General features: G+C 66.4%; 14 protein-coding genes and 1 pseudogene. 4 read left to right on the forward strand and 11 right to left on the reverse strand.

Features of this window, described 5'->3' with window-relative positions; translation table 11 throughout:
• Positions 1-79: 79 nt before the first annotated feature.
• Positions 80-859 carry a VOC family protein gene (locus tag RMR04_RS04060; protein ID WP_311913101.1) on the forward strand — a complete coding sequence of 260 codons (780 nt, stop codon included), beginning with the start codon at positions 80-82 and terminating at the stop codon, positions 857-859.
• A gap of 5 nt (positions 860-864) precedes the next feature.
• On the opposite strand, the gene RMR04_RS04065 is transcribed toward RMR04_RS04060, so the two are convergent.
• The 11 genes from RMR04_RS04065 to RMR04_RS04115 all read right to left on the reverse strand — a co-directional run bounded on the left by RMR04_RS04065 (position 865) and on the right by RMR04_RS04115 (position 10,694).
• The gene (locus RMR04_RS04065) at positions 865-1,434 is read right to left on the reverse strand and encodes a flavin reductase family protein (RefSeq protein ID WP_311913102.1); all 570 of its coding nucleotides are present in this window, start codon (positions 1,432-1,434) and stop codon (positions 865-867) included.
• Positions 1,435-1,448: 14 nt separating this feature from the next.
• The gene (locus RMR04_RS04070) at positions 1,449-2,279 is read right to left on the reverse strand and encodes an ATP-binding cassette domain-containing protein (protein WP_311913103.1); all 831 of its coding nucleotides are present in this window, start codon (positions 2,277-2,279) and stop codon (positions 1,449-1,451) included.
• Between the two features lie 10 nt (positions 2,280-2,289).
• Entirely contained in the window at positions 2,290-3,126 is an 837-nt protein-coding gene (ssuC, locus tag RMR04_RS04075) for an aliphatic sulfonate ABC transporter permease SsuC (RefSeq protein WP_311913104.1), read from the reverse strand.
• A complete protein-coding gene (gene ssuD, locus RMR04_RS04080; protein WP_311913105.1) occupies positions 3,123-4,298 on the reverse strand; it encodes an FMNH2-dependent alkanesulfonate monooxygenase in 1,176 nt (391 codons plus the stop codon). The genes ssuC and ssuD overlap by 4 nt, the downstream gene beginning before the upstream one ends.
• A complete protein-coding gene (locus RMR04_RS04085; protein ID WP_311913106.1) occupies positions 4,295-5,242 on the reverse strand; it encodes a sulfonate ABC transporter substrate-binding protein in 948 nt (315 codons plus the stop codon). The genes ssuD and RMR04_RS04085 overlap by 4 nt, the downstream gene beginning before the upstream one ends.
• Before the next feature lie 93 nt (positions 5,243-5,335).
• Positions 5,336-6,295, reverse strand: coding sequence for a sulfonate ABC transporter substrate-binding protein (locus RMR04_RS04090; protein WP_311913108.1), 960 nt, complete (start codon positions 6,293-6,295; stop codon positions 5,336-5,338).
• Positions 6,296-6,335: 40 nt separating this feature from the next.
• Positions 6,336-6,542 (reverse strand): hypothetical protein, encoded by a 207-nt coding sequence (locus tag RMR04_RS04095; RefSeq protein WP_311913109.1) that lies wholly within the window; start codon positions 6,540-6,542, stop codon positions 6,336-6,338.
• A gap of 448 nt (positions 6,543-6,990) precedes the next feature.
• Entirely contained in the window at positions 6,991-8,316 is a 1,326-nt protein-coding gene (locus RMR04_RS04100) for an LLM class flavin-dependent oxidoreductase (RefSeq protein WP_311913110.1), read from the reverse strand.
• A 182-nt stretch (positions 8,317-8,498) separates the two neighbouring features.
• Positions 8,499-9,074, reverse strand: a complete 576-nt coding sequence (locus RMR04_RS04105; RefSeq protein ID WP_311913111.1) for a peroxidase-related enzyme — start codon at positions 9,072-9,074, stop codon at positions 8,499-8,501.
• Positions 9,071-9,550: a CMD domain-containing protein gene (locus RMR04_RS04110; RefSeq protein ID WP_311913112.1), complete on the reverse strand. Its 480-nt coding sequence runs from the start codon at positions 9,548-9,550 to the stop codon at positions 9,071-9,073. The genes RMR04_RS04105 and RMR04_RS04110 overlap by 4 nt, the downstream gene beginning before the upstream one ends.
• A gap of 28 nt (positions 9,551-9,578) precedes the next feature.
• Positions 9,579-10,694: a PLP-dependent cysteine synthase family protein gene (locus RMR04_RS04115; protein WP_311913113.1), complete on the reverse strand. Its 1,116-nt coding sequence runs from the start codon at positions 10,692-10,694 to the stop codon at positions 9,579-9,581.
• A gap of 142 nt (positions 10,695-10,836) precedes the next feature.
• Between RMR04_RS04115 and RMR04_RS04120 the strand changes: the two genes are divergently transcribed.
• From RMR04_RS04120 to RMR04_RS04130, 3 genes and pseudogenes are all read left to right on the forward strand, one after another.
• Positions 10,837-11,835: a LysR family transcriptional regulator gene (locus RMR04_RS04120; protein WP_311913114.1), complete on the forward strand. Its 999-nt coding sequence runs from the start codon at positions 10,837-10,839 to the stop codon at positions 11,833-11,835.
• Positions 11,832-13,301 (forward strand): NAD(P)/FAD-dependent oxidoreductase, encoded by a 1,470-nt coding sequence (locus RMR04_RS04125; RefSeq protein ID WP_311913115.1) that lies wholly within the window; start codon positions 11,832-11,834, stop codon positions 13,299-13,301. The genes RMR04_RS04120 and RMR04_RS04125 overlap by 4 nt, the downstream gene beginning before the upstream one ends.
• 58 nt (positions 13,302-13,359) lie before the next feature.
• Positions 13,360-14,099: pseudogene (locus RMR04_RS04130) on the forward strand (amino acid ABC transporter ATP-binding protein).

Here is a 14,099-nt window from a genome sequence, read left to right on the forward strand (position 1 = left end):
TTATTTTAAAAGCGTTTTCTTCACGCGAACCGGTCTCCACCTCGCTCGAAAACGCTCTCGTTCACAAGGACGCCCCGCGATGCCGCTTTCGATCGACCATATCGTCATCGCCGTCACCGATCTCGATCAGGCCATTCGCGATTATGAGGCGCTGGGCTTCACCGTGCTGCCCGGCGGCGAGCATCCGCGCGGCTCGCGCAATGCGCTCGTGGTGCTGGCGGACGGCGCTTATCTCGAAATCATCGCCTTTTCCCGGCCGGTGCCGGATTTCCGCTGGTGGCGTGTCCTGGATGAGGCCGGTAGCGGGCTGGTCGACTACGCCCTGCTGCCGGATTCGCTTGATCTCGATCTGGCTCGCGCCCGTGCCGGCGGAATCGTGATGGATGGCCCGATCGACGGCGCACGCTTGCAGCCCGACGGCACGCGCCTGGCCTGGCGCTCGGCGCGCCCGCCGGAAAGCGACATCCCCTTCCTATGCGAGGACGTCACGGCGCGGGCGCTGCGCGTGCCGGAGGGCGCGGCCCGCAAACATGCAAACGGAGTCACGGGCGTCGCCGGCGTGACCGTGGCGGTCCGCGATCTTGGCGTGTCGGCAGCACGCTATCGCACCTTGCTTGGCATGGCGCCTGTCGCCAGCGGCGGCGTGCCGGGGCTCGGCTTCGGGCTCGTGCAATTCCAGCTCGGCCGCCAGATGGTGTCGCTGGTCGAGGGGCGGGCCGAGGCCTGCGAAGGGCTGACGCGCCATCTCGAACAGCGTGGCCAGGGAGCCTATGCGATCTCGTTCTTCGGTGGGAAGGACCAGACGCTCGACGCCAGCCTCACCCATGGCGCGAGGCTGGAGATCGTCAGGGAGCGCTGAGGGCTCTAATAGGCGCGCAGACCTAGTGCCGTGGTCGCTTCCTCGATCATCCAGCCGAGCCGTTCATAGTCGCCGCGCCAGTAGACCAGGGCGGCGTCGTCGCGGCCGAGCCTGACCTCCCGGACCCGGCCGATGATGATGGCATGGGAGTGGCGCTCGATGATCTCCTCGACCTCGCAATCGAGGTTGGCCAGGGCGCCGAGCAGGAGTGGCGCGCCGGATACCCCGCTCGTCCATTCCGCATCGGCATAGCGCGCGGCGCCCTTCTCGCCGCCCCGGCCGGCGAAGCGGTCGGCGACTTGCTTCTGGGTCGCGCTCAGGAAATTCACCCCGAAGCTGCGATGGCGCTGGAGCACGGGATAGCTCGACGAGCCCAGATTGAGGCCGAAGAAGATGGTCGGCGGCTCCGCCGAGAGCGAGGAGACCGAGGTCGCGGTCAGGCCTGTGCGATCTTCGCCGCGCCCTGTCGTGATCACGCTGACGCCGCCGGCGAGATGGCGGAAGGCGGCGCGGAAGCTGGCTGCGTCGTCGTGGACCGGGCGGATCGCCTTGGGCAGCTGGGTGATGACGGCCATCGCTTTCATCTCCTTCAGATCGCGTATTCGGGCGGGTTGGCGTCCTCGCGGATCAGATCCTTGAGGATGCGCTCTTCGAGCAAGGCGAGGTCGACCGAGCCACGCCGGCGCGGGCGCGGCAGATCGACCGCGATGTCGAGCGTGATGCGGCCCTCGTCGATCATCACGACGCGGTCGGCGAGCGTCAGCGCCTCCGAGACGTCATGCGTCACCAGGATCGCGGTGAAGCCCTGGGCGAGCCAGACCCGCTCCAGCAGCCCCTGCATCTCGATGCGGGTCAGCGCGTCGAGCGCGCCGAGCGGCTCGTCCAGCGCCAGCACGCGCGGCCGGCTGACCAAGGCGCGGGCGAGCGCGACGCGCTGGCGCTGGCCGCCGGAGAGCAGAGCGGGCCATTGCTGCGCCTTCGCTTCGAGCCCGACGGCGCGCAGCGTCTGGAAGGCACGCTCCTCGGCCTCCGGCAGCTTGCGCTCGGCGCCCAGCCCGACCTCGACATTGGAGAGCACGCGCGCCCAGGGCAGCAGGCGCGGCTCCTGGAACATGATGCGCGGGGTCGCGGCGGCGGTGCCGGCCTGACTGAGACTGAGCGTGCCCTCGCTTGGCGTATCGAGGCCGGCGAGGATGCGCAGCAGCGTGCTCTTGCCGCAGCCGCTGCGCCCGACGATGGCGAGGAACTGCCCTGCGGGCACGTCGAGATCGATCCCGCGCAGCACCTCGAGCTCGCCGAAGCGCTTCTTCAGGCCCCGTATCGCGATCGGCTGGCCGCGCGCGGCCCGGGCCTTCGCCGACTGGTCCTCGAACAGGGCCTCGAAAAGCCGGGCGCCGGGCGCCAATGTCGCTGTCGTCATGGCCGGCTCCTCAGTGCCTCTGGAAGGCGGGATGCCAGGACAGGCAGAGCCGCTCCAGCAGCCGCACCACGGAGTCCGCGAGCTTGCCCAGCGCCGCGTAGATCACGATCGCCAGCACGACGACGTCGACCAGCATGAACTCGCGCGCATTCATCGCCATGTAGCCGATGCCGGAATTGGCCGCGATCGTCTCCGCCACGATCAGCGTCAGCCACATGATGCCGAGCGCATAGCGTATGCCGACGAAGATCGAGGGCAGGGCGCCGGGCAGGATGACACGCCGGAACAGCTCGAAATTGCTCATGCCATAGGAGCGGCCCATCTCGACGAGCTGGCTGTCGACGGTGCGCACACCATGGAAGGTGTTGATGTAGATCGGGAAGAAGACGCCGAGCGATGTCAGGAACAGCTTCGCCTCCTCCTCGATGCCGAACCAGAGGATGACCAGCGGGATCAGCGCCAGGTTCGGGATGTTGCGCACCATCTGGATGGTGGTGTCGGTGACGCGCTCGGAGGTCTTGGACAGGCCGTTGAACAGGCCGAGCGCGAAGGCGAGCGAGCCGCCGAGCAGGAAGCCGGAGATGGCGCGCTTGAAGCTGACCGCGATGTTCTCGGCGAGCTGTCCATTCAGCGTCAGCCGCCAGCCTGCGGCGAGCACGTCGCTCGGCGCCGGCAAGACATTGGCGGCGATGAAGCCCAGCCGCGACGCTGCTTGCCAGACCACGAGGATGGCGAGCGGCAACAGCCAGGGCGTCAGGCGCGTAAGCCAAGGCTGCAGTGACTTGAGGTCCGGCACACGCAAGCTGGTGCGTTGCGGGCGTGGGATCGGCTCAGCGCGGTCGGTCATGAGCTTGCGGCCCGTTTCTGCTCGGGCTTGGCGTCATTGGCGATGGTCTCGCCGAAGGGGCCGTTATTGACGACGCCGTTGATCACCGGCTTGCCGTGGTTGAGCGGCAGCAGCGGGAAGACCAATTCGGCGAAGCGGTAAGCCTCCTCCAGATGCGGGTAGCCCGACAGGATGAAGCTGTCGATGCCGAGCGCCATGTACTCCTTGATCCGGTCGGCGACCTGCTCGGGGCTGCCGACCAAGGCCGTGCCGGCCCCGCCGCGCACCAACCCGACACCGGCCCAGAGATTGGGCGAGATCTCGAGCTTGTCGCGGTTGCCGCCATGCAGCGCCGACATCCGCCGCTGGCCCTCGGAATCCATGCGGGCGAAGATCTGTTGCGACTTGGCGATGGTGGCGTCGTCGAGATGGCTGATCAGCTTGTCGGCCGCCGCCCAGGCCTCGGCCTCCGTCTCGCGGACGATGACGTGCAGGCGAATGCCGAAGGAGAGTTTCCGCCCCGCCGTCTTGGCTGCGGCGGAGACCGTGGCGATCTTCTCGGCCACCGCTGCCGGCGGCTCGCCCCAGGTCAGGTATTTGTCGATGGTCTCAGCCGCGACATCGATGGCGGCGGGCGAGGAACCGCCGAAATACAGCGGCGGCCCGCCGGCTTGCGTCGAGGGATAGAGCAATTGCCCGTCCTCGATGCGGATATGCTTGCCCTCATACCGCACGGTCTCGCCGCGCAGCAGGGCGGAATAGACCGAGAGGAACTCGCGGGTCACCTCGTAGCGCTCGTCATGCGACAGGAAGATGCCGTCGCCGGCGTTCTCGACCGGATCTCCGCCGGTGACGACATTGACGAGCAGCCGCCCGTTCGAGATGCGGTCGAGCGTTGCGGTCATGCGCGCCGCCAGCGTCGGCGATTGCAGCCCGGGTCGGACCGCCACGAGATAGCGCAGGTTCTGGGTCAGTGGTGCGACGGCGGAGGCGACGACCCATGAATCCTCGCAGCTTCTGCCGGTCGGCAGCAGGACGCCGTAATAGCCTAGCGTGTCGGCGGCCTGGGCGATCTGGCGCAGATAGGCGAAATCGGTCTGGCGGCCGCCCGTGGCCGTGCCGAGATAACGGCCGTCGCCATGGGTCGGCAGGAACCAGAGGACATTGGCGCTTTGTGCAGGCGCGACGCTCATGAGCCGATCCTCTTCACGGCGCTGGCGATGGTGACCGGCTTGGGCAGCAGGCCGAGCGCATGGAAGGTGTCGGCGATGCGCTGCTGCTCGGCGATCGTGGCCTCGTCGAGCGGCCTGATTCCGTAGCTCTGGCGCGCCAGCGCCAGCTGCAGGATCGGGGCCGGAATGCCGGTCGAGGGGCTCAGCGCCTCGGCGACGGCGGCGATGTCGGCCTTGGCCCAGTCATCGACCTCGCTCAGCTGCTTGAGGAAGACCTTCAAGGCTGCGTCGTGATTGGCAACGAGCCTCTCGCTGGCGAGATAGAACTGGTGGTTGGCGACGATGCCGGTGCCGTCAGTCAGCGTGCGCGCGCCGATCGTCTTCTCGGCCGCGGCCTGGAAAGGATCCCAGATCGCCCAGGCATCGACCGCGCCGCGCTCGAAGGCGGCGCGCGCATCGGCCGGGGTCAGGAACACCGGCGTGATGTCGGCATAGGCGACGCCCGCCTTCTCCAGGGCCTTGACCAGCAGGTAATGGACGTTGGAGCCCTTGTTCAGCGCGACCTTCTTGCCCTTGAGCTCGGCGACCGACTGGATCGGGCTGTTCTTGGGGACGAGGATGGCCTCGCCCTTCGGTGCGGGCGGCTCATAGGCGACATAGACCAGCGGCGCGCCCGCGGCCTGGGCGAAGATCGGCGGCGCTTCACCGGTGTTGCCGATGTCGATCGCCCCGACATTGACCGCTTCCAGCAATTGCGGGCCGGCCGGAAACTCGATCCATGTAACCTTGTAGCCGAGCGGCTCCAGCGCCTTCTCCAGTGTGCCCTTGCCCTTGAGCAGGACGATCTTGCCGTATTTCTGGAAACCGACGCGTAGCGTCTTCTCCTGCGCGGAGGCTCCGGTCGCGGACAGGCCCAGCGCCAGGCTCGCCGCCGAGAGGGTCAGGAACGATCTCTTCGAAATCATCGGATGATTGTCTTTCTTGGGATCATGCAGGACTTGGGGTCACGAAGTACTTGGGGTCACGGAGGACTTGGGGTCACGGAGCAGGCCGATCGCTCAGGCGGTCGGCTTCCAGTCCCAGACGATGTCGCGGACATTGATCGGTTTCGGGATCAGGCCGAGCCGGTGGAAGCGGTCGGCGACGCGCTGCTGCTCGTCGAGCACGCGCGGATTCAGCGGCGCGATGACGAAATCGGAGCGCTCGACCGAGCGCTTCCAGGGTTCGATCGGCAGGCCGGTCGCGGCCGCCTGGACGCTGGCGACCTCGTCGCGATGGCTGTCGGCCCAGCGCGCGACCTTGGCGAGCTCGTCATTGATCGCCGCGACGATCTCGGGATTCTTCCCCGTGAAGTCGCGATTGGCGAGGAAGAACGAATTCTGCGAGACGATGCCCTTCGACAGCGACAGGATGCGCACGCCGGGGATGGCCTCGGCGATGGCGAAGAACGGATCCCAGATCGTCCAGGCATCGACCGAGCCGCGCTCGAAGGCAGCGCGCGCATCGGCCGGCGGCAGGTAGACCGGCGTGAACTCGTCATAGCCGAGCCCGGCCTTCTCGATCGCCGCGATGGTGAGGTTGTGCGAGCTCGACGCCTTGGCGAAGGCGATCTTCTTGCCCTTGAGCTCTGCGAGCGTCTGGATCGGCGATTTCGGCGGCAGCAGGATCGCGGCGCCGGAGCCGGCTGCTTCCTGGGTTGCGACATAGAGCAGGTTCGCCTTGGCGGCCTGGGCGAAGATCGGGGGAGCATCGCCAGTCGGGCCGTAATCGATCGAGCCGACGTTCAGCGCCTCCAGCAGCGGCGGGCCGAACTGGAACTCGACCCATTTGATCTCGATGCCTTGCGGCTTGAAGCGTTTCTCCAGCACGCCCTGCTGCTTGGCGATGAGCAGGACGCCGTTCTTCTGGAAGCCGATGCGCAGCTCCTTGGGCGAGGGGCTGGATTGGGCGATGGCGGCCCCCGCGGCGAGGGCGAGTGACGAGCCGGCCAGGCTGGCGATGAAATCTCTGCGGTCCATGGCTTTAAGCGCCCTTGTCTGGATCGAGGTGCAAAAGGGTTCAGGCGGCCTTGCGGTCGTCTTTGCGGTGGTCCTGGGCGGTGCGATGCGCGGCGGCGGTGCGGCGCGCCTGCTCGGCGGAATGAAAGCTCCGGCCGTCGAGCCTGTCGAAGGCCGGCTCGGAGGAGAAGAAGCGGAAATTACCGGGGGAGCCGACGACGATGCCGGCTGTCGCGCCGGAGATTTCGATGATGATGGCTTGAGACATAGTTTTGCCTTCGCCGAGCGGGATCGGCGCCTTTTCGTCTGCGATGATGAGTTAATCCTCGGCGGTCAGCCGGGCCGGGCGCGCAATGGGCGCGCGGTCAACATCGGGTGGAGCGCAGGAAGGCCGAAACGCGCAGCAAGCCTCGTATGACGAAGTGGGTGAGATAGATCATGACCGTGTCTCCATCCATTGGGAGCCCACGAATTCATCGTGGTGCTTTTAGCGTTGGTGACGCGGCGCAAGCTGCTCCAGCAAATCCCGCGATCGATCCGGACGACATCGTTTCGATACTTGAGTATTTCTCGATCGATTGGGCCCGGTCAATGAAACGTCCTTTCAAAGATCGCCGTCCGGGAGGGATGATGACCTCTCCAGACGGCGCTCCGCGATAGCCTTTCGCTTGGTGCCGCTTATCCGGGCAGCTTCGGGCTCGAGCTTTGTCCGGCTGTCAGGCGAAGAACCGGTTCGCCGGGCGGGGCAGGCCGAGATTCTCGCGCAAGGTCTTGCCGGCATATTCCGTGCGGAACAGGCCGCGCCGCTGCAGCACCGGCACGACCTTGTCGACGAAGTCGTCGAGCCCTTCCGGCAGATAGGGGAACATCACGTTGAAGCCGTCGCTGCCGCGCGTCGTCAGCCACTCCTCCATCGAATCCGCGATGGTCTCGGGCGTTCCGACGAAGGCGAGCCCGCCATAGCCGCCCAGCCGCTGCGCCAATTGGCGCACGGTCAAATTCTCGCGCCGCGCCAGTTCGATGGTGCGCTCGCGGCCACTCTTGCTTTGATTGGTCTCAGGAATGTCGGGCAGCGGCCCGTCGGGGTCGAAGCCCGAGGCGTCATGGCCGAGCGCGATCGAGAGCGAGGCGATGGCGCTGTCGTAATGCACGAAGCTGTCGAGCAAAGCGCGCTTCTCCCGCGCCTGCTCGACCGTGTCGCCGACCACAGTCAGGACGCCGGGCAGGATCTTGAGATGGTCGGGGTCGCGGCCGATTGCCGCCATCCGGCCCTTCACATCGGCATAGAAGGCCTGGCCGGCGTCGAGCGTCCGGTGGGCGGCGAAGACGACCTCGGCAGTTTCGGCGGCGAGCTGGCGGCCCGGCTCGGAGGCGCCGGCCTGAACGATCACCGGCCAGCCCTGCGGCGTCCGGGCGATGTTGAGCGGGCCACGCACCGAGAGGTGCTCGCCCTTATGCGCCAATACATGCAGCTTTTCCGGATCGAAGAAGAGCCCGCTCTCGCGGTCGCGGATGAAGGCGTCGTCGGCGAAGCTATCCCAGAGCCCGGTGACGACGTCGTAGAATTCGCGCGCCCGGTCATAGCGCTCGCCATGGTCCATATGCTCGTCGAGCCCGAAATTCAGCGCGGCATCGGGGTTCGAGGTGGTGACGATGTTCCAGCCCGCCCGGCCGCCGCTGATATGGTCGAGCGAGGCGAAGCGCCGGGCGATATGGTAGGCGGCATCAAAAGTCGTCGAGGCGGTGGCGACGAGCCCGATATGCTCGGTAACGCTGGCGAGCGCCGAGAGCAGGGTGAAGGGCTCGAAGGAGGTCACGGTGTGGCTGCGCTTCAGCGCCTCGACCGGCATGTTCAGCACGGCGAGATGATCGGCCATGAAGAAGGCATCGAATTTGCCGGCTTCGAGCTTCTGCGCGAAACGCTTCAGGTGCCCGAAGTTGAAATTGGCATCCGGATAGGCGCCGGGATAGCGCCAGGCGCCGGTATGGATGCTGACGGGGCGCATGAAGGCGCCGAGATGAAGCTGGCGGGGAGCGGGCATGGAGCGGCCTGTCGTGAGGGTCTCGAGCGCTTCAAGACTTAAGACAGGGGCGTTGCGTTTTTTAGGAGAGGCCGCACAAAGCGATATTCCGGCTCGTTACGGGCGCGTAGCGAGCGCATTTGCCCTGTCCCGATGCCTCGCGGTGGAACAATAATCCGCCCGGCTGGCAGCGGCGCCGGCTCTCAGGGTTCCAGCGGCTCGCCCAGCGTATGCATGAGCCGGTTCGCCCAGCCGAAGATGGCGGAGGAGAGAACGAGGTCGAGCATTTCGAGCTCGTCGAGCCCTGCCTTGCGCAGCGCGTCCGCGTCGCCTTGCGTGAGCTGTGATGGCGTCGTCGAGAGCCGCGCCGAAAAGTCGAAGATCGCCTGCTCGCGCGGTTCGATCCTGGCGTCGAGTTCGTCCTTGAAGATCGCCTCGATCACGTCGGGGCGCTTGGTCAGGCCGTTGAAGCGCGAGGCGTGGACCGCCGCGCAATAGATGCAGCGGTTGACGACGGAGGCGCCGACCGCCCCGAGCTCGCGCTCGGCGGAGGACAGGCCGTCCTTGCCGTACATGATCAGGTTGAACAGCGGCGAGCGCACCGCCAACGATTCCGGATCATGCGCCAGGGTGAGGACATATTTCGAGACGCCCTTGTTGGAGGGCGTCACCTGCATCGCCGCCATCTGCTCGGGCGTCGCCGAGGCGAGGTCGACCGGCGTGACATAGGGCGACCAGACCGGAACCGTGCTGGTGAAGGCGTGGACGACGTTGCTCATCGGGATCCCTTCAAGACCTTGAGGCCGGCCAGGACGCGGACCTGATAGTTCACGAAGGCGGCGAGTTCGGCGAGGCGAACAATGTCGGCCTCCTCGACGCCGGCCGTCTTCAGCGCCTCGATATCGGCCCGGGTCGCGTCGCGCGGGGACAAGGTCAGCATGTCGGCATGGCGGAGGATCGCCGCGATGCGCTGCCGTTCCGGGTAGGAGAGGGGCACGGCCTCCACTTCGCCGGTGCGGGCGAGGCAGGCCTCGTAATGCGCCACCAGGGCAAGGTCGGCATTCTGCCGCGCCATGCGGGCCGCGAGCGCGGCGCGCAGGCCATGGCTCAGACCGCCCGGCTCCTTGGGTATCAGGACCGCGTCATGGCTCGCCTGGCTCAGGCGCATCACCTCGGCGCGGGTCGAGAGCGCCTGCGCGAGCGCCGAGCCGGGCGCAATGCCCGCAAGCTGCTCGATGAGAGTGGTGGAAGACATATTGTCCCTCTTGCGACCGGGTGGAGGCTCAGGCCTCTTCGAGATGGCAGTCGAAGGCGCCGCCGGCCAGCAGGGTCTCGATCCTGGCCTCATAGGGCGCGGGGTCGAGGCCTTTCGAGACGACCCATTCGGGCTCGTAATAGGTCTTCAGATAGCGCTCGCCGGAATCGCAGATCAAGGTGACGAGCGAGCCCTCGACGCCGTTCGTCTTCATCTCGTTGGCGAGCCAGCACAGCGCGAAGAAATTCGTGCCCGTCGAGCCGCCGACGCGGCGGCCGAGCCGGCGCGACAGGACATTCATTCCCGCGATCGAGGCCGCATCGGGAATCTTGACCATGCGGTCGACGACGCCGGGAATGAAGGAGGGCTCGACGCGCGGCCGCCCGACGCCCTCGATCAGCGAGGCGCGCTCGCAGCAGCAGGCGGCGTCGCGCGTCCGGAAACCCTCGAAGAAGGCGGAATGCTCGACATCGGCGACGCAGAGCCTGGTCGCATGGCGCTTGTAGCGCAGATAGCGCCCGAGCGTCGCCGAGGTGCCGCCGGTTCCGGCGCCCATCACCATCCAGCGCGGGATGGGATGGCGCTCGCGCTGCATCTGCTCGAAGATCGATTCGGCGATATTGTTGTTGCCGCGCCAGTCGGTGGCGCGCTCGGCGAAGGTGAACTGGTCCATGTAATGGCCGCCCAGGCGCTGGGCGAGCGCGGCGGCCTCGCTGTAGAGCAGCCGACCGTCATCGGTGAAATGGCAGGATCCGCCGTAATGCTCGATCGCCGCGACCTTCTCCGCCGAGGTCGAGCGCGGCATCACCGCATAGAACGGCACGCCGATCATCTGCGCGAAATAGGCTTCCGAGACGGCCGTCGAGCCTGATGAGGCCTCTACGACCGGCGTGTTCTCGCGGATATGCCCGTTGCAGAGCGCGTAGAGGAAGAGCGACCGTGCCAGCCGGTGCTTCAGGCTGCCTGTGGGATGGGTCGATTCGTCCTTCAGATAGATGTCGATCCCGCTCAGCCCGGCACAGCCGAGCTTGAAGAGATGCGTGTCGGCCGAGCGATGCTGGTCGGCTTCGAGCACGGCGATGGCGTCTCCGACCCAGGCGCGAGGGCAATTGTCAGAACTGCGCGGAGAGCTGGAGACTTGCATTGCTGTGTCGGGTTCCGATCGGGGAGGATCAGTCTCCCATTATGTGAAATCAGTATCAATATCTTCCAATCATTCAAAAATGTGCGGATCGACCGTGATCGATCAGTGTTTTATGTTTGATCTGCATCAATGCCGCCCTAGCATGTCAGATATGAATAATGACGCGCTCGACATCCGGCAGCTCGAAGCCTTCGTGGCGGTGATGTCGGCTGGCAGCATCACCGGCGCGGCGCGCTTGCTGGACCGTTCCCAGCCGGCCGTGACCCGGCAGATCCGGGATCTCGAGGCGGAGATCGGCTACGAGCTTCTGCATCGCAGCGGACCGCGCATCAGCCCGACGCCGCGCGGCGTGCTGTTCCATGTGCAGGTCGAGCGCCTGTTCTTCGGCCTCAAGCATATCCGCGAGCGCGCGGCGGCGATCGGGGCCGGGGCGCTGCCCGCGATCGAGCTCGCTGCGACGCCGGCGCTCGCGGCCGGCATCGTGCCGGACGCGCTCGCCGCGATGGACCCCGCGCTCCTGCCGCGGCAGATCCATATCGAGGCGCTCTCGGCCGAAGGCGTGGTGCAGCAGGTGCTGTCGCAATCGGCCGATTTCGGCCTGGCGACCCTGCCGATCGAGCATCCCGGCCTCGATGTCCACTGGATCGGTGAGGCGCCTTGCCTGGCGGCGATGGCGGAAAGCGATCCGCTGGCGAAGCGTGACGTCGTCGCGCTCGCCGACCTCGCCGTGCGGCGCGTCATCACCATGGCGAACCCCTACCGGCTGCGCCGGCGGGTGGACGAGGCCTTCGCGGCAGCCGGCATCGCGCCGCGCGAGCTGATCGACGCCAACGCATCGCTCACGGCGCTCGCCTTGGCGCGCCGCGGTCTGGGCGTCGCCATCATCGAGCCTGCGGCAGCGTGCGGGTTGCCAATCAAGGGCGTCGTGCTGCGCCCGCTCGACGTGACGATCCCGTTCCTGTTCGGGGCGATCTCGCCTGTCGCGCGTCCGCTCACGCCCAGCATTGCGGCGCTGAACGAAGCGCTGCTGAAATCCGCCGCTGCTCTCATTCCAGGCTTCGTGCTGCGTGATGCGACTGGGGCCGAGATGCTGGCTGATGCCGTCTATGGCACGGCGGACAACCAGGAGGCGCGCTCATGACCGTATCATCCGCGAGCCCGATGGGGCTGGCTGCGCTGGAAGCCCGCTTGCGGCAGGATCTGGAATGGCTGGAGCTTCCGGCAAAATCCTGGGTGCCGCCGCGCGAGATCGACGGGCGGCGCGTGCGCGACGTCGTCATCATCGGCGCCGGCATGGCAGGGCTTGTCGTGTCGGGCATGCTGAAGCGCCTCGGCGTCGACAATCACGTGCTTTACGACCGCGCGCCCGCGGGCCTGGAAGGGCCGTGGGTGACTTTCGCGCGGATGCGCACCTTGCGCTCGCCGAAGCAATTGACCGGGCCGGCGATGGGCTTGCCGGCGCTGACCTTCCGCGCCTTCTACGAGGCCCAGTTCGGGCGGGCCGCCTGGGACGCGCTCGACAGGGCGCCGCGTGCGCTCTGGATGGATTACCTGATCTGGTACCGCAAAATGCTCGACCTACCCGTCGAGAACGAGACGGAGGTGGCCGCGATCCACGGCGGGCCCGATGGCATCCTCGCGCTCCAGATCGTTAGGGCGGGCGTAACTGAGGCCGTCCATGCGCGCCATGTCGTGCTGGCCACGGGGCGCGACGGGCTTGGTGGGCCTTATGTTCCGCCGATCGCCGAGACGATCGACCGCCGCTACTGGGCCCATACCGCCGCCGCCATCGATTTCAAGGCACTGAAAGGCAAGCGTGTCGCCGTCATCGGTGCCGGCGCGTCATCGATGGACAATGCCGCCGTCGCGCTGGAGGCAGGCGCTGCGCGGCTCGACCTGTTCATCCGCCGCACCGACATACCCCGCGTCAACAAGTTCACCGGCATCGGTAGCCAGGGCGTCGTGCACGGCTTCGCCGGCCTGCCCGATGAGTGGAAATGGCGCTTCCTCGACCACACGCTGCGGGCGCAGACGCCGCCGCCGCGCCCAAGCACCTTGCGGGTCTCGCAACATCCCAACGGGCATTTCCATTTGGGCAGCCCGATCCTCGGCATCGAGGAGCGCGACGGACACCTCGTCCTGACGACGCCGAAGGGGCGTTACGACACGGATTTCATCATCTTCGGCACAGGCTTCCGCGTCGACCTGATGTCGCGCCCGGAACTGGCCGATTTCGCTCCCCATATCCGGCTCTGGCGCGATCGCTTTCCGGTCCCTGCCGACATGCCCAATGTGGAGCTCGAAACCTCGCCCGATCTCGGCGAGAGCTTCGAGTTCCTGGAGAAGATTCCGGGCACCTGCCCGGCGCTCCGAGCGATCCACTGCTTCAATTTTCCCGCCACCTTGAGCCATGGCAAGCTCTCGGGCGACATCCCGGCGATCAGCGAGGGCGCGGACCGCCTCGCACGCGGCATCGTCCGCAGCTTGTTCGTCGCCGATCGCGAGACGCATTTCGCCACCCTCCAGGCCTTCGACACGCCCGAGCTCCAGGGCGACGAATGGACCGATGCCGACGCCAACGTCGGAGCGCCCCATGCCGCAGCCTGAGACCGACCGTTCCATCGAACGCGACAGCAGCGCTCCTTTGAAAGGACACCAGCCAGAGATGCTTGAACTCAAGAATTTGAGGCTGTCCTACGGAAACGCACAGATCCTGAACGGTGTCGATCTCTCCGTCCGTCGCGGTGACGTGGTGTCGATCATCGGCCCAAGCGGTACCGGCAAGACCACGCTGCTGAAGTGCATCAACTATCTGGTCAAGCCGGCATCTGGAACCATCACGTTCGATCAGATCCGGATGGATTATCAGCGCGTGGACAAAGCCGCGATCCAGGCGATCCGGTGCCGGACGGCGATGGTTTTCCAGCAATTCAACGTCTTCAAGAATATGACGGTCATTCAGAACGTGATGGACCCGCTTGTGGTCGTGCAGCGCAAGTCCAAGGACGAGGCGCGCGAAATCGCCCTGCAAGAGCTTGAACGGGTCGGCCTCTCCGCGAAGCAAGACAGCTACCCGTCGCAGCTCTCGGGGGGCAGCTCCAGCGCACGGGCATCGCGCGTGCGCTGGCGGTGCGACCGGATGTGATGCTCTTCGACGAACCCACCTCATCGCTTGATCCTGAACTCGTCGGTGAAGTTCTGAAGGTGATCAAGGATGTCGCATCCTCAGGAATTACGTCTCTGCTTGTGACCCACGAGATGCAGTTTGCAAGGAGCATCTCGAACCGAATTGTCTTCATGGACAAGGGCGTCGTCGCCGCCGACGGCAGCCCGGCCGAGATATTCGATACACCTTCCAGCCCGCGCCTCGCCCAATTCCTGAATTCTGAACACACCCACAACTAA

Source organism: Bosea sp. 685 (assembly GCF_031884435.1).
Classification (GTDB): Bacteria; Pseudomonadota; Alphaproteobacteria; order Rhizobiales; family Beijerinckiaceae; genus Allobosea.